Below are 18,571 nucleotides of genomic sequence, written 5' to 3' on the forward strand. Positions count from 1 at the left end.
GCGTTGAAATCAATAGAGGTGGCGCGTCGATGCACCCATGAACGGGAAACGCACGACGCGGCCGGTGGCCAGCGATGACTTGAACAGGATGCGGGCCTTGTCGGCATCCTCGATCGTCACGAACACCAGATGCGTGCCGCCAGACTTGAGCGGCTCGATCGAACTGATGCGCAGGGCATTGGCCTTGCACCGCTTGGCGGCATCGCCCTCGTCGATCGACAGGTTGAGCGCGCGCGTGGTGGTGATGGTTGTCATGGGAAAACCTCGTGCAGGGGGGAGGCGGGGGGCGCCGGTTGATCACTCGCCCGTGCGTGGTGCACAGGCGGAAGGAAGCGGGGCCGAAAAATGGGTGACGTGCTGTCCCGTCAGCCTGCCTCAGGCGGCAGCGGCTGACCCGGCCGCAGGCAGCGTGCACCATTCCGGATAGGCTGCCACGCCCAGCTTCTGGCGCAGCCGCGCAATGCGGGTTTCATAATGCCGCACGAGATCATAGCGGCTGCCGGCGCGATGGTCCTGCCGCGTCTGGGCATCCATCACCGCAACCTGATGCTGAAAAAGAAGATGATTGAGGTCCACGGCCGTTCTCCTGCCAGATGCGGGAGCACGATGGTCTCTCAGGCGCCGATTGCATCCAAGATTTTGCATCATGACGGGGGGCGATGCGCAGCCTATGCAGAATTTCTACAAAAAAATCAAGTGAAAATTTCAAAATTCAGCAATGATATAATTCAAAGTCAATTTGCATAATATCATTCACTCCCTCGCCATTTCAGAATTATAAATACCTATTACAGATAATATTCAGTGGTAATTTATTCGCGATGGCAGATTTTACTTTCCTCCCAACTGCACGCACTGCCTGAAAAACCGCATCGGCCTTGCCGGCAACAGCAAAGCCGGTGCCCGTTCCCCCGCCGTGATCATCACCTGATCCAGCGGCACCGCATCAGCGGACGCGCCAGCGGGGAAAGCCTGGACAAGGCAGCGGCCATGCCGGGGCCTGAACGCGGCAGGAACCGGAACCGGTCTCGCGCCCGAGGCCGCAAGCCATGCCGGGCGGCCAAAGCGGTAGCGCCGGGCAGGATGGATCACCTGAAGGTCCACCGCGCCGGCATATTGGCCCAGCACCAGTGGCTTGCCCTGTTCGAACAAGATGCCAGGCCGCCCACCCAACAGGCGCGCTGCCGCCACCTGCGCCGGGCGCGCGCCGGCATCAAGGTCGGTCACCGTAGCCTGATCGATCGTCAAGGGATCGATACCGGTCATGCGTTTGAGCCGCGCCGCCATCCAGTCAATCTTGGGATTGCCTTCGCCGGTCTCGTCGATGGCGGCTTCGGCGACATGGCTATGCCCGACATAGATCAACACCTTCTGGCTCGGAAAGCGTGCCATCAATGCCGCCAGATTTTCGGCCTGAGCCTGTTCACGCGCCACGATGTTGGCCTGCCGATCCGCAGGATGGGCGGCGGCAGATTGTTCCTCGGTCTGCTCATAGGCGGCAGGGGCATACCCCATGGCGAGCGCGGCGCGGACGAACCGCGCATAGACTGGGTCAAGGGTGTAAAAGCCGGTTCCACGGCGGACAAAGCCATCGTGCCTGAGCCGCGCCATGATCTTTCCAGCCGGGTCGTTGTAGAACGCCTCCGCCGCCAGGACGCCATAGCCCAAGGGGCGCAGGGCGCGGGCAACCTGCAAGGCGAACATGCGATCGCGCGGGCTGATATGCGCTTCGTTCAGGATGACGATGCGAGTATCTTTCGCCCGCTTGACGATTTCGGCAATCGCATCGTGGGCAACCGCCTGCTGAACGCGCGCGATCCAGTCGCGCTGGATAAATGGGGCTGAATGCGCCCGATCCAGCGTTGCCAAGTCGAGTTCGCCAGTCACCATGACGCTTTCTTGCTGCCACATCTGATAGGCATATTCGTCTTTCACCCGCCCCTGCGGATCGAACGCCAGCTTGGCCAGCTTGTCGCGCGCCGTAAGGTAATGCCCCTGGTCGAGCAGGGACATGGCCGCGTCGACCTGGGGCGGTGGCCCGGACGATTGCGCCATGGCCGGCGCGGCGATGAGCAGAGCCAGCGGGACGAGAGCTTTCATCGGTAGCGCTTCCCTCGACAGCAGAGACCTGCCCGGTTGTGGCATGGGCGGCTGGCGCTGCCAACCGCGGCACGGGGGTTTCGGAGCACGGCTCCGCTACGCATTTCCCCCTAATAGCCAATATGTTCCTGGCAAAGAAGACTGCGCCGGCGTCAACCGCGTCTGGAGCGGCTATGTTAAACGATTGCGGCAAGACTGTGCCTCTCGGGCGGCGAATCCCTGCCGCCTGTTGCTGGCAACGTGCAGGACGGCCGCTGATGGCGCTTATTAAGAACACCCGGTTTCGCCAGTCGCTGCTGGTCACGGCCGGCATTGTGGCTGCCCCTGCCCTGGCGGCGACGGTGATCATCACCACGGGCAAGGCCACCTCTCCGACGAGTGCCACGCCAAGCACGGCGCCCGTGACACTTGCTGCCAGCACCGGCAGCGTGGTCCCTGCGCCTACCACGGCAAGCGCGGCCAAGGCAGCAGCGCCTGCCGTGGGCGTGTCCCTGCTGCTGGGTGCGCAAACCCATTTCAGCCAGGGCTGGCCAGCCGGGGTGGGCGATCTGGCGGCACAGGCGCAAGCGCCGCTGTTGCGCGATTCGCTGCCCTGGGCGGCGGGGGAGACGGCCAAGGGGCGCTATGCGCTGGACAGCGCGGCGGCGCAGAACCTGATGGCGGCGTGCCAGGCCGGGCGGCGCCTGATCCTGACGGAAATTCCCGCCAACCCGCTGTATGACAACGGCCTGTGGGTCTCTTCCGAACAGGGCCGCGCGGCGTTTGCCGCCTATCTGGGCGCGCTGAAGGACAAGTTCGGCAGCTGCCTGGCCGCGATCGAGCTGGGCAACGAGATCAACGGCAGCCGCGCCATGGTCTTTGCCGCTGGGATCGACAGCGTGGCCGCCTATGTGCGGATTGCCGCAGCGGCCCATGCGCGGCTGGGCGGCAACCCGGCGCTGCTGGGTGGATCGACCAACATGATCGGCACGGGCTTCCTGCGCCCGCTGTTTGCCGCCGGGCTGCTGACCCAGGTGGATGGCCTTGCCGTGCATCCCTATCGCAACCGCGCCGAAGGGGTGGACGTGGAACTGGCGCAACTGACCGCCGCCATGGACGGCGCCGGGCAGCGCGTGCCGGTCTGGGCCACCGAATTTGGCCTCGCCGCCAGCGACCAGGCCACGGCGGCAGGCGAGCTGGTCAAGCAGGCCACGATGCTGGCCGCCAATGGCGTGGGCCAGGCAAGCTGGTATGCCCTGATCGACCAGGGCGGGTTTCCCACCATGGGGCTGTTTGCCGGCACCGCGATCAAGGACCAGGGCCGCGCGTTCCGCTTTCTGCAGACCAGCGTTCTGCCCAAGGGGCGTTCGGTGCGGCTGGATCTGGGCGATCCGCTGCTGTTCGCCTATCGCCTGGGCAGCGATACCACGGTGATCTGGGGCGCCCCGCGCGGGCTGGTACTGGGCAGCGGCACGCGGGCCTATGGCCCCACGGGGCAGGCGCTGGCCACGCCGATGATCGGCGATCAGCCGATCGTGCTGGTCGGCACGGGCTATACGCTGGGCGCCTCGGCCGTGGTGGCCGATACCCTGCTGGGCTGGGGCACGCCGGCCTGGCGCTATTTCGTGCGCAACCGCGCGGGCAGCGACACCGCGCTCGATTGGCTGGACGATACCTGGACCGGCTATTTCGGCAACAAGTTCAGCAAGCCGCTGCGCATCAACGCCACCAGCGCCGCGCCGGCCGGCGATGCCGCTGCGCCATTGCGTGCAGTGTGGCGCTATACCGCGCCGGGAGCCCAGGCGCTGGACCTGCGCGGCTGCTTTGCCAAGGCGCCGGGCGGGGACGGGGTCGACCTCACCGTGCTGCGCAACGGCAAGGCGCTGTGGCAGGGCGTGCTGACCACTGGCCTGCAACCCGGCCCGGTGCCGGTGGACCTGGCGAAGGGGGATCGGCTCGACATCGTTGCCGGGCCGAACCAGGCCTTTGGCAGCGACGCGTTCTTCTATCGCGTGGTGCTGTTTCGCCGCAGCCAGAGCGCGGCGGTAGCCTGCCCCAATTGATCAGGGTGTCGTTGTGGGCGCTGGCGCTGGCGCAGGCGTCGGCGCGGGCGTCTGGTTCGCCACGCGCCGCGCGGTGATCACTTTCACCGGCTGGGCCAGCATCTGCCCGCGCATCGCGCCTTCGCCCATCGTCGGCGAAATCGGCATGTCCCAGATCTTGCGCACCACATCCATGCCCGCAACCACGTGGCCGAACGCAGCATAGCCCAGCTGCCGATCGGGATCGGCATTGGCCGGATCGGCATCCAGGCCGGGCATGTCTGACAGCAGGATGGAAAAATCCGACGTGGCCGTGCCCGGCGCCAGCCGCGCCAGCGACAGCGTGCCGGCCTTGTGCAGGATACCGGTCTGGCTGGTCGATTCATGGGCCACCGGCTTGAACAGCTTGGCCGCATCGCGGATGCCGCCCTGCAGCAGGCCATTGGGCTGCTGCCCCCATGGGAGGTGCATGGCGCGATAGAACGTCATCCCGTCATAGCGCTTGGCATCGACGTAATGCAGGAAGTTGCCCACGCTGATCGGGGCATGCTTGCCATCGAGTTCGACCACGATGGTGCCTTGGTCGGTCACCAGGGCCACGGTCGCGACATCGGGCACCGGCGCCGGGGCGGGTGCAACCCTGGCCGGGCCGGCCTTGCGTGCGGGGGCGGCGAGGGCAGCAGAGGCACAGGCGAGATTTGCGGCGGCAAGCGCCATCACGGCGAATCGGATCTTCATCCCGGCATCCTGCCCGATCAGGGCCGGGCCGGTAAATGGCCCGATGCACAGCATGGTTAACGCCGCGATAGCAACGATCCACAGGGGTATGGTTACCGATCCGTGAAGGCCCGCGCTCTAGTTTTCCGGCGATTGCCGCAAACCGCCGGAGCCAGCCGCCATGCTTCGTTTCAATATCTCTGCCAAGCTGATGTCAGCCTTTGCCGTGCTGCTGGCGGTGATGGCCGCGATCAGCGTCGTGGGCGTCAACCGCATTGGCGAGGTGAACGCGATCGCCACCGAAATGCGCGAGCGCTGGCTGCCGGCCTCGCAATCGCTGGGCGACCTGCACAGCTATCTCTCGCAATACCGCATCAAGCAGGCCGAGGTGGTCTATACCCCCGGGCCGCGCTCGGCCAAGCTGGCGCGCAACGCGCAAGTGGTAATCGACAAGACCATTGCCGATTACCGCAGCGATATCGCCACGCCGCAGCAAAAGGCGCTGCTCAACCAGTTCGAGAAGGGCTGGCGCGATTTCACCGCCGATACCGATCGCCTGATCACCGTGGCGCAAAGCGATCCTGCCGCCGCCCATGCCGCGCTTAATGCCGAATCGCTCGATCACTATTACGCGCTGGAAGACCTGGTGCTGCAGCTGATCGACCTCAACGCCAAGGGCGCCGGGGCGATTTCGGAACAGAGCGCAACGATCTACACCTCGGCCCAGCGCTTCATGGTGGGGGCCGCCGTCGCTGCGCTGGTGGTGGCGGTATTCATGCTGGTGGTGCTGATGGCCACGGTGGCGCGCCCAGTGAAGCGGATGAGCGCGGCCGTCGATCGCCTGGCCGCCGGCGATATCACGATCGACGTGCCGGGCCTGGCCCGCGCAGACGAACTGGGCCAGTTGGCCCGCGCGCTCGACGGGTTCAAGGCGCTGTTCGCCCGCGATGTGCAGCGCGCGCGCGAAGAGCAGGCCCGCGCCGAAGAAGCCAACGTCACCATTGGCGCGATCGGCGGCGGCCTTGCTGCCTTGGCGCAGGGAGACCTGACCCACCGCGTGGCGGAAAATGGCCATGGCGCGATGGGCAAGCTGCACCTGGATTACAACGCCGCGCTGGGTGAAATGAGCCAGGTGCTGGGCCGCATCGTGGCCGGCTGCCGCACGATCAAGCTGGGCATCGACGAGATCGCCGCCGCCTCCTCAGACCTCTCGGCCCGATCGGAACAGCAGGCCAATGCCCTGGCGCAGACCGCGCGCACGCTCAACGAATTTACCGGCACGGTAAAGATCACGGCCGACAACGCGCGGCAGACCAGCGGCCGCCTGCGCGTGGCGCGCGATACCGCAGGCCAGGTGGAAACCATTGCTCACGATGCGGTGGGGGCCATGCGATCGATCGAGGACAGCTCGCGCCAGATGGCCGAGATCATTGCCGTGATCGACGGCATCGCGTTCCAGACCAACCTGCTCGCGCTCAACGCCGGGGTAGAGGCGGCGCGCGCCGGGGATGCCGGCAAGGGCTTTGCCGTGGTGGCATCGGAAGTGCGCGCCCTGGCCCAGCGCAGCGCCGACGCGGCCAAAGATATCAAGACCCTGATCACCACGAGTTCACAGCAGATCGCCGGTGGCGTGGCCCTGGTCGAAGGCAGTGGCGAAGCGCTGCGCCAGATCGTGGGCGAAGTGAACGCGGTCTCGGGCCTGGTCGAGGAGATTGCCGAAGCGGCCGAAAAGCAGGCCGACGGCATCGGCGAAATCTCGCGCATGGTGTCAGACATGGATTCGTTCACCCAGCGCAATGCAGCGATGGTGGAGGAAAGCACCGCCAGCACGCACACCCTGTCGAGCGAGACCGACAGCCTGATGGAACAGCTGGGCCGCTTTCGTCTGGCCGGTGGCGATGCCACGCCCGTGGCCGCGCCGCGCGTGGTGCCTATGCCGCCGGCCGCACCAGCGCCAGTTGTCGTGCGCCCGGCCTCACTCGCTCTCGCGACGCTGCCATCGGAAGAACCGGCCGCCCCGCCCGCGCGTCCGGCACCCGGCCGGGGGGCGGCCGCAGGCAACCTGGCGGTGGATGACTGGAGCGAGTTCTGACGCGCAGCCTGCGTAATTGTCCGCAGGGGCGGCGCATGGCGATGCTAACCCCGCGCCGGGGATAACGGCAGCGTTGCGGAGGCGAGGCGAATCCTTGCGGCTGCAACGCCCCTTGTTTCGTCACCCCTGTTCGACAACGAAGGACACCCCCGATGCATCATTCCCGTGTGCGCGCCGCGGCCCTTGCCGTTGCCTGTTTCGCTGCCGGCCTGGCCGGCGCCGCCCATGCGCAAAGCGCCGACTGGTATCGCCAGGTCACCCGCATCATCGCCTCCAAGCAGACCTATCCGCCCACCGCACAGATGCGCGGCGAGGAAGGCACCGCCAAGGTGAAGGTCTATATCAGCGCGGTGGGCGCGATCGAGAAAACCGAATTGGTCGGCGGCTCTGGCTCGGCCACGCTTGATCGCGAGGCGCTGGCCCTGCCGCGCCGCGCCGGCAACCTGCCGGCCCCTCCCGGCGGGCCGACCACGCTGACCGTGCCCATCACCTGGCGGCTGATGTAATGCTGAACGAGAGGCTTGCCCTTAAGGGCGAGCCTCTCGTCAACACCAGCAATCGGGATCAGAGCCCGGCTTCTACCGCCACGCGGATGGCATCAGCGCTGGTGCGCACACCCAGGGTGCGGATCACGGACGAGCGGTGCATCTTCACCGTCCGTTCCGACAGGCCGAGTTCGTAGGCGATCTGCTTGTTGAGCTTGCCGGCGGCCATGTGCACCAGGATCTCACGCTGGCGTGGCGAGAGCAGCGCCACGGCATCGCGCGCGGCCTGGGCGCGGGCAGCGCCAGCCGTGTTGCCGGCCTCAAGATCGGCTGCCTTGCTGACATCCACTTGAGAACCAAGGAAATATTCCAGTTCCCCCTGGGCGTCGAAGATCGGCGCGACCATCACGGCATTGCGGAACGGCGTGCCGTCCTTCTTGTAGTTGATGATCTCGACCAAGACCGGCCGGCCTTCGCGGATGCCGGCGCGCAGCTCTGCGGTCAGGTCAGGCTCGGTGCCTGGCCCACGCAAGAAGCGGCAGTTGCGGCCGATGATCTCGTCCCGCTCATAGCCGGTCAGTGCTTCGAACGCGGCATTGCATTCCACGATCGGGTTATCAGGCAAGCGGGGGTTGCTGATGACCGCAGCGACCGGGCTTGCCGTTATCATCTCGGATATCAGCATGTTTCCTCATGTGGCACGGCGCGCGCTTCGCTCCAGTGTCCTTTCGGCCATGTTGTAGCGGCCGGCTGCCAACTGCAAGTCCGAAGTGCATGCCCGGTCTTGCTCTGATGCGCATCTGCGCGCAGCCTCCCCGGGCCGGAGAATTCCGCCATGAACCTGATGACTCTCGATTTCGCCTCCGCGCAAGACAGCCACGACGGTTGCGATGACGCCAGCCACAACCACGCTGCCCACGACAGAAGCGCACACCAGCATGCCCCGGCGGCCAAGCCTGCCGTGCCCGAGCCGGTGCAGGAAGCGATCCGCACGCTGCTGCGGTTTGCTGGCGAAGATCCCAGCCGCGAAGGCCTGATCGATACGCCGGCGCGCGTTGGCCGTGCCTGGCTGGAATATTGCCAGGGCTATCGCGAAGATCCCAGCGTGCACCTGACCCGCACGTTCGAGGAAGTGGGCGGCTATGACGAGATCGTGTTGCTGCGCGACATTCCGTTCCAGTCGCACTGCGAACACCACATGGCGCCGATCACCGGCAAGGCCTCGATCGCCTACCTGCCCAACAACCGCGTGGTCGGCATTTCCAAGCTGGCGCGCGTGCTTCACGGCTATGCCCGCCGCCTTCAGGTGCAGGAGCGCCTGACCGCCGAAGTGGCGCAGTGCATCTGGGACCATTTGCAGCCCCAGGGCGTGGCCGTGGTGATCGAGGCGCAGCACGGCTGCATGACCGGGCGCGGCGTGTGCACGCCAGGCGTGGGCATGGTCACCAGCCGCATGCTCGGTTGCTTCCTGCAAGACGCCAGCTCGCGCCGCGAGGTGATGTCGCTGATGGGCCGCGGCTGACGCGGACGGGAGGGGACATTGCATTTCGGGATCATCGGGGCGGGGCTTGCTGGCCTGACCTGCGCTGACCGGCTGGTGGGGGCCGGCCACGTGGTCAGTGCGTTTGACAAAGGGCGCGGGCCGGGCGGGCGCATGTCCACCCGGCGGATCGATACGCCGCTGGGCCAGGCGCGGTTCGATCATGGCGCGCAGTTCTGCGCCGCCACCACGCCCGGCTTTGCCCGGCAGGTGGCGCAATGGGCAGAGCGCGGCGTGGCCGCGCCATGGCCGGACGCGGGCCCCGATGCCTATGTCGGCGTGCCGGGGATGAATGCCCTGGTGGCCGATCTGGCACAGCGTCACGACGTGACGTTCGAATGCCTGGTCAAGGGCCTGGTCCATGATGGCCGCCACTGGTGGCTGGTGCTCGAAGGCGAACGGCGCGGCCCGTTCGATGCCGTGGTCGTGGCCACGCCGGCCGAACAGGCCGCGCCGCTGCTCTCGCTTCACGCCTTTCCCATGGCCCGCGCCGCCGCCGGCAGTGCATCCCAGGCCTGCTGGACGGCGATGATGGCCTGGGCCGAACCCTTGCCGCTGGACTGGACGGTGTGGCGTGGCGATGGCCCGCTTGCCTGGGTGGCGCGCAATTCGGCCAAGCCGGGTCGGCCTGGCCCGGCCCAGGGCGCGCCCGATTGCTGGGTCATCCAGGCCAGCGCGGATTGGTCGCGCCAGCATCTCGAACAAACGCCGGAAGAGGTCATCGGCCAGATCGCCGATGCCTTTGCCGATCTGGCCGGGATTGCTCCGCCCGAGCCGCTGGTGGCGCGCGCGCATCGCTGGCGCTTTGCCCGGCCGGTGGGCGCGGGCAGCACCGCGCTGTGGGACGATATGCTGCGCCTGGGCGCCTGCGGCGACTGGCTGACCGAACCGACCGTGCAGGGCGCCTGGCTTTCGGGCGATGCGCTGGCGGGCCGCATCCTGGCGCGCAAGGCGGCCTGAACCGGCACGCAAAAAAGGGGGCGAACCAGGCTCGCCCCCTCTTGGTTTAGTAACCTTGCCCCCGCTTACTGCGGCAGCACCGGATGCTTGACGATCGGCGCCGGCTTGGGGAACTGCTGCGGCGGATTGGCCTTGAGCAGGGCCATCGCCTCGGCCACGGCGCGTTCCAGCTGCGGATCATGGCCCTGCCGGATCAGCGCCGGGTCCTGCTCCACCTCGACATCGGGCGGAATGCCGATCCCTTCCACTTCCCACTGACCGGTGGTGCCATAGATCGCCCAGCGCGGCGCGGTGACACTGCCGCCGTCGATCAGCTGGGGATAGCCGCCGATGCCGACCAGCCCGCCCCAGGTGCGCTTGCCCACCAATGGGCCGACGCCTTCCTTGTGGAACAGCCAGGGCAAGGCATCGCCGCCCGAGCCTGACATCTCGTTGATGATCATCACCTTGGGGCCAAAGATCGCCGCGGCCGGCTCGATCTGGTCAGCCCCTTCGCGGGTGTGGTTGATCATCTGCGGCGTGCGCTTGAGCTGATCGACTATATAGTCGGCGATCTGGCCGCCATGATTGAACCGCTCGTCGATCACCGCGCCCTGCTTGCCGACCTGGGCATAGTAATAGCGGTTGAAGTTGGCAAAGCCGCCAGCGGCCGTATCGGGCACATAGACATAGGCCAGCTTGCCGCCCGACAGCCGGTCAACCGTGCGGCGGTTGCCTTCCATCCAGCTGCGCAGGCGCAACGCGCCTTCATTGGCGATCGGCACCACGGTGACCTGGCGCGATCCCGCGCCCGCCGCCGTGCTCGCCACGGTCAGCACGGTCTGCTTGCCGGCCGTGCCATCCAGCGCGCGATCGATCTCGGTCTGGGTATCGACCGGGCGGCCGTTGACCGCCAGGATGAACTCCCCGGCGTGCACGTCAACACCGGGCTGGCTGAGCGGGGCGACCAGCTTGGGATTCCAGTTCTCGCCCGGCAGCACGCGGGCAATGCGCCAGCGTCCATCGACCGCCTCGTAATCGGCGCCGAGCAAGCCGCCGCGCGCGGTTTGCTGTTCGGGCAGGTCACCGCCGTTGATGAAGGTGTGGCCAACCGAGATGTGCCCGGTCATTTCCGCCAGCAGCACGTTGAGATCCTGCCGCGCGGCCAGGCCGGGCAGGAAGCGGGCATAGAGCCCCTCGGCCCGCGCCAGATCGAGCCCATGGTGATTGGGATCGTAGAGGAAGTCGCGCTCGATCCGCCACACCTCGTGATAAATCTGCTTCCATTCCGCCTGGGGATCGACCCATACGCGCACATCGTCGAACTTGATCGGCTTGGCGCTTTCGCCGTCCTTCACTTCCTTGTCGGCATCGGCCACCAGCCAGGTGCCGCTGCGCTGCAGCAGCATCTTGCTGCCATCTGCCGAAAGGGAGAAGGTATTGGCGACAACGCCTTGCGCCAGTTCCTTGTTCTTGCGCTCCTTGAGGTCGAAACGGAACAGCGTGCGCGGCGGGCCGGCCTCGTCGCCTTCCAGGTAATCGGCATCGGTCGCGGCGGGCGGGATGGTCAGAGTATAGACCACGCCATCCTTGCCGGCCTGCAGTTCCACGATATTGGCGCGCGGGATCGGCAGCGCCAGGATGCGCTGATCGAGCCCCTCGAAATCGATCCGCACCGGGGCGGGCGGGGTTGGCTTGCCGCCCTTCCCGTCCCTGCCACCGTCCTTGCCGCCATCCTCGTCCTTGGCATCGGCCGGCTTGTCGTCACTGGCGCCAGCGTCGGTCTTCTTGGCCTTGGCCTTGCCCGGCTTGTCGCGGCCCGGCAGGGTATCGGCGGCGCTTTCCTCGTCGCTTTCCGGCGCGATCGGCGATGCGCTGTCCTTGCGCAGCACCATGACATAGGCCGCGCCATCGATCGCGCGCCCCATGCTCGACATGTCGAGCCAGCCGGCCGCCGGCCCGGTCGCCGTGGTCGCGGCAAAGTAGAGATACTTGCCGCCGTGGTCGAAGCGGGGCGAGATCACGTCGCTCAAACCGTCGGTCACCTGGGTGTTCTTGCCGGTGGCCAGCGAATGGACCCAGGCGGCATGGAAATGGCTGGGCAGCTGGCGGGTATAGACGATCCACTGGCTGTCGGCCGACCACGCCGCGTCAAAGCTGCTGCCGGGCGCATCGAACAGGTTGGTATCGATCTTGACCGGCGCTGCGGCCGCGCCGGCGGCAAGGTCGATCAGCCACAGGTTCAGCCGCTTGTCCTCGAACACGATCTTCTTGCTGTCGGGCGACCAGCGCGGGTTGTAGAAGAACGAGGGCGGCGTCCCCAGCGCGATCTTGCGCACCGTGCCCAGGCCATCAGCCGCGCCGATGTGCAGCGCATATTCGCCGGATTCATCGGAAAACCACGCAATCTTGGTGCCATCGGGCGATGGCGCGGGATCGCGATCGGCCACGCCGGGCGAACGCGTAATGTTGCGCACGTCGCCCTTTTCGGCCGGGGCAGAGAGCACCTCGCCGCGCACTTCCATGATCACGCGCTTGCCGGTTTCGCTCAACAGCGCATGGCTGACGCTGTCGGCCTTGATCTCTTCGAAATGGGCGCGGCGCTGCGGCAGATCGGCATCGATGGTGACCGGCACCGGACTGACCGTGCCGCTGGCGATGTCATAGATTTCCAGCTTGCCGAAATGATCGATCACCACCCCGCCGGGGCCAGCGCCGATCGCGGCCATGTCGAACCCGGCGGAATTGTCGATCAGCCGCGCGACCGCGCCGCTGGCCGGATCATAGCTGTAGAGCGTGACCGGGCCATCGCGGTCGGACAGGAAATAAACCTTGTCCCCGATCCACAGCGGGTTGCGATCGTTGCTGTTGGGGCGCGGGATCGGCGTGACGGCCGAATCCGCCAGGCGCGCCACCCAGATGCGCGCGGTCTGCCCGCCGCGATACTGCTTCCACGCCGGCTGCCACTGCTCGATCGGGGAATAGGCGATGCGCGTGCCATCGGGCGAAAACGCGCCTTCCTCGCCCGAGGGCAAGGGCACCGGCGCGGGCGCCCCGCCACTGGCGGGCACCAGGTACATCTGGTGCGCATCGCGCACGGCCATGCGCGGGGAGCGGAACAGCACCTGCTTGCCATCGGCCGACCAGCCCAGCGCCACGTCGGCACCGGGATGCCAGGTCAACCGGCGCGGCTCACCGCCTTGCGCCGGAACGACATAGACATCGGTATTGCCATCATAGCGGCCGGTAAACGCGATCTGGCTGCCATCGGGAGAGAACACCGGGCCCGACAAGGCGCCTTGCCCGGTGACCAGCCGCGTCGCCCGGCCACCGCTGCGCGGCACCACCCAGATTTCGCCGCCATAGACAAACGCGATCTGCGTGGCCGAGAGCGTCGGCTGTTGCAGCAGCAGCGGATCGGCGGCGGCCTGCGCGGCCGGTACGACAAGAGTGGTCGACGCCAGCAGCGCCGATGCCAGCAGGATAAGCTTGCCTCGCATGGTTCCCCCACGGGCCGGAAAGCGGCCGGTGGGCAGGCTAGCGCAGGCAAACATTCCTCACAATTGTCGAAACGCGGCGCAACGCATGGTTGATGCCGAATTAGGCCATCCTCATGCCGCGTCCGGCGCAGGATGCGTCAAGGTGCGGCGCAGGGCGTCGCGCCAGCCGGCGATCAGCGGCGCGCGGCGCTCTGCCGGCATGGCCGGTTGCTGCACATCGCGGCCGCGCCAGGTGCGGGAAAGATCGTCGAGCCCGCTCCACACGCCGGTGGCTAGGCCAGCGTGGAACGCCGCACCCAGCGCGGTCGTCTCGAGGTTTTCCGGGCGCTCCACCGGCACCTGCAGCATGTCGGCCAGGAACTGGCACAGCCAGTCGTTGGCCGTCATGCCGCCGTCCACCCGCATCGCCGCCGGCGCGGCGCCGCTGTCGCGCGCCATCGCCTCGAGCAGATCCCATGATTGATAGGCCACCGCCTCCAGCGCGGCGCGCGCCAGATGCGCGGGCGTGGCGCCCAGCGTCAGGCCATAGATCGCCCCGCGCGCGTCCGGGTCCCAGTGCGGCGCGCCCAGGCCGACGAAGGCCGGCACCATATAGACCCCGTGGCTATCGGGCACCTGGGTGGCCATGTCGTTGGTTTCACGCGCGTGGGTGATGATGCCCAGCCCGTCACGCAGCCACTTGATCGCAGCGCCCGCCACAAAGATCGAGCCTTCCAGCGCATACGTGGTCTTGCCGTTGAGGCGATAGGCCGGCGTGGTGAGCAGGCGGTTGCGCGACACCGGCGCCGTCTCGCCCGTGTTGAGCAGCATGAAGCAGCCCGTGCCATAGGTGGACTTGGCCATGCCCCGCTCGAAACAGGCCTGGCCAAACAGCGCCGCCTGCTGGTCACCCACCAGGCCGGCAATCGGGATCTGCGCATCGAACAGATCGGGCGCGGTATGGCCAAAGATGCCGCTGTTGTCGGTCACCTGCGGCAGGATCGCCATCGGCACGCGCAGCAACTGGCACAGTTCCTCGTCCCACTGCTGGCGATGGATATCGAACAGCAGCGTGCGCGAGGCGTTGGTGATGTCGGTGGCGTGTACCGCACCGCCGGTCAGCCGCCACAGCAGGAAGCAGTCGATCGTGCCCATCGCCAGGCGGCCTGCCTCGGCATCGGCGCGCGCGCCGGGCACGTTGTCGAGCAGCCATGCCACCTTGGTGCCCGAGAAATAGGGATCGAGCAGCAGGCCGGTGCGGCTGCGCACCATGTCTTCCACGCCCTGGTCCTTGAGCGCCTGGCAGGCGGCGGCAGTGCGGCGATCCTGCCAGACAATCGCGTTGTGGATCGGCCGGCCGGTTTCGCGGTTCCAGATGACCACGGTTTCGCGCTGGTTGGTGATGCCGATGCCGGCAATCGCGGCGGCGCCCAGCCCGCTTTGCGCGATCGCCTCGCGCGCGGTTTCCAGCGTATCGCGCCAGATGTCTTCGGGATCGTGCTCCACCCAGCCGGCCTGGGGATAGTGCTGGGCAAATTCGCGCTGGCTGGTGGCGCAGGCCCGCGCCTGCGCATCGAACACGATGCAGCGGGTGGACGTGGTGCCCTGATCGATCGCAAGGATGTGGCGGGGTTGAGTCATGGGTCTTGTCCTGTGTGGCGCCGCATCACGGCGCAAGGAATGGGTCAGGCCGAAGCCGGCAGGAACGGGCGGATCGCGGCCTGGTAGAGGCCAGCGCCCACGATCCCGCCCACGATCGGCGCCGCGATCGGAATCCACCAATAGTTGTCGGGCGAGGGAAAGGCCGCCGGGCCCCATCCGGCAAAGAAGCAGAACAGGCGCGGGCCAAAGTCACGCGCCGGGTTGAGCGGCCAGGCTTCGAGAAAGCCACCACAGGCGCCGATGCAGGCCACCAGCAGGCCGATCGCCAGCGCGCCGGAATTGGCCATGGGCGCCTGGGTATTGGCCTGGTCGGTGATGGCAAAGATGCCCAGCAGCAGGATCGCGGTGAGGATCACCTCGTCCCAGAAGGCATGCATCGGGGTGATAAACTGGCCGGGATGGGTGAAGAACACGCCAGCGGCGCCACCGTCCATGCGCGTCACCCCGTGCAGGGTGTTGTAGTGATCGATCACCGGTTGGAACAGTTGATAGACCAGCGCCGCCCCGACGAACCCGCCCGCGATCTGCGCCACGATATAAAGCGGCGCCTTGCGCGCCTCGAACCCGCGAAACAGCACCAGGGCTAGCGTCACCGCCGGGTTGGCATGGGTGCCGGAAACCGCACCGGTAACATAGATCGCCAGCGTGACCGCCAGACCCCAGGCGATGCACACCCCCCAATAGGCCGTGGCATAGGGACTGGGATCATAGAGCGTGATCATCGCCGCCGCCGAATCGCCCAGCGTGATGATGATCATCACCGCGATGAATTCGGACAACAATTCTCCGATCAAGCGTTTGCGCGGGCTCATGGCTATCCTCTGTGCGGGGTGATCGGGCGGTTGTTGGCTTTGCCCGTCGTTACCGATCCAGGGTGGTACCGGCTTTGGCGGGCGCGTCAATGGGAAAGTTCGCTTTCGCGCCTGCAGCAGGGCAGCGCGAGAATCCTGCTTTATCGCGCACGGTGGAGCGCACCGTGAAATTCTATATTATTTCATGTTTTACAGTTGTTTGTATAAATACCAACTAGCCACACTCGATCCTTAGGCGCAGCCACCGCAGCGCGAAATGGCGCGATTTGCTTGTGAAATAGCGCGAAGTTACGCGAAACCTCTCGCTTCCGAATGCGTAGTGCAGTAAACGCAGACGCTCGAAGGCCTGCGCAACGCAGGCGACAAAGGCACAACCATGACGCACGACCCGTCCCTTTCGACCTATGACCTGCTGATCGTTGGCGGCGGCATCAACGGCGCCGGCATTGCGCGTGACGCCGCTGGGCGCGGCCTTTCGGTGCTGCTGGTGGAGCAGGACGACCTGGCCGCGCACACCTCTTCGGCCAGCACCAAGCTGGTGCATGGCGGGCTGCGCTATCTCGAATATGGCGAATTCCGCTTGGTGCGCGAAGCGTTGATGGAGCGCGAGCGGCTGTGGGCCATGGCGCCGCACATCATCTGGCCGCTGTCGTTCGTGCTGCCCCAGCGCGGCGCGGTGCGCCCGGCCTGGATGGTGCGGCTGGGGCTGTGGCTCTATGATCACCTGGGCGGCCGCAAGCGCCTGCCGGCAACCCGCTCGGCCGATCTGGCGCGCGATCATCTCGGCAACGGTCTGACCGATGCGGTCAAGGGCCGCGCGTTTGTCTATTCCGACTGCTGGGTGGAAGACAGCCGGCTGGTGGTGCTCAACGCCATGGATGCCAGCGCCCGCGGCGCCACCGTGCTGACCCGCACCCGCCTGCTGGCCGCCCATCGCGAGGGCAGTCACTGGCTGGCGACGATCCGCGATGCCGATGGGCAGGAACACCGCGTGCAGGCGCGCGGCCTGGTCAACGCGGCGGGGCCCTGGGTGGCCGAAGTGCTGGGCCGAATCGCCGGCGCGCCGCAGGATCGCGCCATGCGCCTGATCCAGGGCAGCCATATCGTCGTGCCCAGGCTCTATGAAGGTGATCACGCCTTCCTGCTCCAGAACAGCGACCGGCGCGTGGTCTTCGCCATTCCCTATGAGCAGGATTTCACGCTGATCGGCACGACCGACGAAGTGTGGGACCAGGCGCCGGGCCGCGCCACGATCAGCCCGGCCGAACGCGACTATCTGCTCGACGTGGTGCGCCGCCACTTCACGCGGCCGGTGGGCGTGGACGATATCGTCTGGACCTATTCCGGCATCCGCCCGCTCTATGACGACAAGGCCAGCAATGCCTCGGCCGTCACGCGTGACTATGTGCTCGATCTCGATCACCGCGATGGCCAGGCGCCGCTGCTCAGCGTGTTCGGCGGCAAGATCACCACCTATCGCAAGCTGGCCGAGCATGCCCTGGAAAAGCTGGGCCCCGCCTTTCCCCAGGCGCGCGATGCCTGGACGGCGGGCGCGACCCTGCCCGGGGGCGATTTTCCGGCCGATGGCTTTGCCGATCTGGTCGATCGCTTCTGCCAGGAACGCCCCGCCCTGCCGCGCCCCCTGCTCACCCGCTGGGCGCGGGCCTATGGCACGCGGGCACGGCAGATCTTTGCCTCGGCGCAGACCCTGGCTGACCTGGGCGAGGATTTCGGCGGCGGGCTCCATGCCGCGGAACTGGCCTATCTGGCACAGCACGAATGGGCGATGACGGCCGAGGATGTCGTCGCCCGGCGCAGCAAACTGCTGCTGCGCCTGTCGCCCGACGCCCTGCCCCGGATCGATGCCTGGCTTGCCCAATGGTGGCAAGCGCGCCAAGGGTAGGATCACGCCCGAGCGGGCCGCACGGTGCGGCGCGCTGGCCTGGAGGAGCAGTTTTGGCCGATCTTGCCGCGATCAGGCACCGCAGCCTTGTCGAATACCTGCAAGGCGCGCGCTTTGCCGGGGTGGAGGAACTCGCCCAGGTTCTGGGCGTGACCCAGCAAACCGTGCGCAAGGATCTCGATCTGCTGGCCAGCCGGCGCCTGCTCACCCGCGTGCGCGGCGGGGCCATGCTTGAATCCCGGCTCGACAACATCGGCTATTCCACCCGCCGGGCGATCGCTGCCCATGCCAAGGACGCGATCGGGCGCAAGGCGGCGGAGCTGTTGCCCAACAATGCCTCGCTGTTCCTCAACATCGGCACCACGACAGAAGCAGTGGCGCGCAACCTGCTCGATCACGAACACCTGCTGGTGGTGACCAACAACCTCAACGTTGCCGATATCCTGGCCCAGAACAGCCGGATCGAAGTGATCGTGGCCGGCGGCCGCCTGCGCGCCAACGATCGCGCGGTGATCGGCAGCCTGACGGTGGATTTCATCAAGGGCTTCAAGGTCGATTATGCGGTGATCGGCACCAGCGCGCTCGATGCCGATGGCGATCTGCTGGATTTCGATATCAACGAGGTGACCGTCAGCCAGACGATCATCGCCCAGGCGCGCAAGGTCATGCTGGTGGCCGACGCAACCAAGTTCGAACGCCAGGCCCCGGCGCGGATCGGCTCGCTCTCGGATATCGACCTGTTCGTGACCGACACGATCGCGGATGACGAGCGCACCCGCCTGGTGCAGCGGCACAACGTGGATATCGTCACCGCGCTTTAG

The 18,571-nt window shown here is 66.7% G+C and carries 15 protein-coding genes; 7 read left to right on the forward strand and 8 right to left on the reverse strand.

Translation table 11 applies throughout. The features are described 5' to 3' along the window. Positions 1-9: 9 nt before the first annotated feature. From FHW97_RS13220 to FHW97_RS13230, 3 genes are all read right to left on the reverse strand, one after another. Positions 10-255, reverse strand: a complete 246-nt coding sequence (locus FHW97_RS13220; RefSeq protein WP_022677013.1) for a hypothetical protein — start codon at positions 253-255, stop codon at positions 10-12. A 120-nt stretch (positions 256-375) separates the two neighbouring features. Then, on the reverse strand, positions 376-534 hold the full coding sequence (locus FHW97_RS13225; RefSeq protein ID WP_210427005.1) for a hypothetical protein: 159 nt from the start codon (positions 532-534) through the stop codon (positions 376-378). A gap of 297 nt (positions 535-831) precedes the next feature. Further along, complete coding sequence (locus tag FHW97_RS13230; protein ID WP_168353172.1) at positions 832-2,100, reverse strand: hypothetical protein; 1,269 nt, start codon at positions 2,098-2,100, stop codon at positions 832-834. A gap of 257 nt (positions 2,101-2,357) precedes the next feature. Between FHW97_RS13230 and FHW97_RS13235 the strand changes: the two genes are divergently transcribed. Beyond that, entirely contained in the window at positions 2,358-4,142 is a 1,785-nt protein-coding gene (locus tag FHW97_RS13235) for a hypothetical protein (protein ID WP_168353173.1), read from the forward strand. Here FHW97_RS13235 and FHW97_RS13240 read toward each other — a convergent pair whose 3' ends face one another. Further along, on the reverse strand, positions 4,143-4,859 hold the full coding sequence (locus tag FHW97_RS13240) for a peptidylprolyl isomerase (protein ID WP_168353204.1): 717 nt from the start codon (positions 4,857-4,859) through the stop codon (positions 4,143-4,145). It lies immediately after the preceding gene. A gap of 160 nt (positions 4,860-5,019) precedes the next feature. Here FHW97_RS13240 and FHW97_RS13245 point away from each other — a divergent pair, with 160 nt between their 5' ends. Then, positions 5,020-6,930, forward strand: coding sequence for a methyl-accepting chemotaxis protein (locus FHW97_RS13245; protein WP_168353174.1), 1,911 nt, complete (start codon positions 5,020-5,022; stop codon positions 6,928-6,930). A gap of 152 nt (positions 6,931-7,082) precedes the next feature. Further along, positions 7,083-7,436 (forward strand): energy transducer TonB, encoded by a 354-nt coding sequence (locus tag FHW97_RS13250; protein ID WP_156306613.1) that lies wholly within the window; start codon positions 7,083-7,085, stop codon positions 7,434-7,436. Between the two features lie 58 nt (positions 7,437-7,494). Here the strand turns inward: FHW97_RS13250 and FHW97_RS13255 are convergent, their stop codons facing one another. Continuing rightward, the gene (locus FHW97_RS13255; RefSeq protein WP_022677006.1) at positions 7,495-8,100 is read right to left on the reverse strand and encodes a PAS domain-containing protein; all 606 of its coding nucleotides are present in this window, start codon (positions 8,098-8,100) and stop codon (positions 7,495-7,497) included. Between the two features lie 150 nt (positions 8,101-8,250). On the opposite strand from FHW97_RS13255, the gene folE reads away from it, so the two are divergent. Next, positions 8,251-8,937 (forward strand): GTP cyclohydrolase I FolE, encoded by a 687-nt coding sequence (folE, locus tag FHW97_RS13260; RefSeq protein ID WP_253941782.1) that lies wholly within the window; start codon positions 8,251-8,253, stop codon positions 8,935-8,937. A gap of 18 nt (positions 8,938-8,955) precedes the next feature. Then, entirely contained in the window at positions 8,956-9,915 is a 960-nt protein-coding gene (locus tag FHW97_RS13265) for an NAD(P)/FAD-dependent oxidoreductase (RefSeq protein ID WP_168353175.1), read from the forward strand. 65 nt (positions 9,916-9,980) lie between these two features. Here the strand turns inward: FHW97_RS13265 and FHW97_RS13270 are convergent, their stop codons facing one another. The 3 genes from FHW97_RS13270 to FHW97_RS13280 all read right to left on the reverse strand — a co-directional run bounded on the left by FHW97_RS13270 (position 9,981) and on the right by FHW97_RS13280 (position 15,847). Then, positions 9,981-13,394 (reverse strand): S41 family peptidase, encoded by a 3,414-nt coding sequence (locus FHW97_RS13270; RefSeq protein ID WP_210427006.1) that lies wholly within the window; start codon positions 13,392-13,394, stop codon positions 9,981-9,983. Positions 13,395-13,505: 111 nt separating this feature from the next. Then, positions 13,506-15,014 carry a glycerol kinase GlpK gene (gene glpK / locus FHW97_RS13275; RefSeq protein WP_107718674.1) on the reverse strand — a complete coding sequence of 503 codons (1,509 nt, stop codon included), beginning with the start codon at positions 15,012-15,014 and terminating at the stop codon, positions 13,506-13,508. Positions 15,015-15,058: 44 nt separating this feature from the next. Then, on the reverse strand, positions 15,059-15,847 hold the full coding sequence (locus FHW97_RS13280) for an MIP/aquaporin family protein (protein ID WP_054132038.1): 789 nt from the start codon (positions 15,845-15,847) through the stop codon (positions 15,059-15,061). Between the two features lie 376 nt (positions 15,848-16,223). Between FHW97_RS13280 and glpD the strand changes: the two genes are divergently transcribed. Together glpD and FHW97_RS13290 are read left to right on the forward strand one after the other, a co-directional pair. Next, a complete protein-coding gene (glpD, locus tag FHW97_RS13285) occupies positions 16,224-17,750 on the forward strand; it encodes a glycerol-3-phosphate dehydrogenase (RefSeq protein ID WP_168353178.1) in 1,527 nt (508 codons plus the stop codon). Positions 17,751-17,803: 53 nt separating this feature from the next. Continuing rightward, entirely contained in the window at positions 17,804-18,571 is a 768-nt protein-coding gene (locus tag FHW97_RS13290; RefSeq protein ID WP_022678048.1) for a DeoR/GlpR family DNA-binding transcription regulator, read from the forward strand.

The organism is Novosphingobium sp. SG754 (assembly GCF_013149315.1).
Lineage (GTDB): Bacteria > Pseudomonadota > Alphaproteobacteria > Sphingomonadales > Sphingomonadaceae > Novosphingobium > Novosphingobium capsulatum.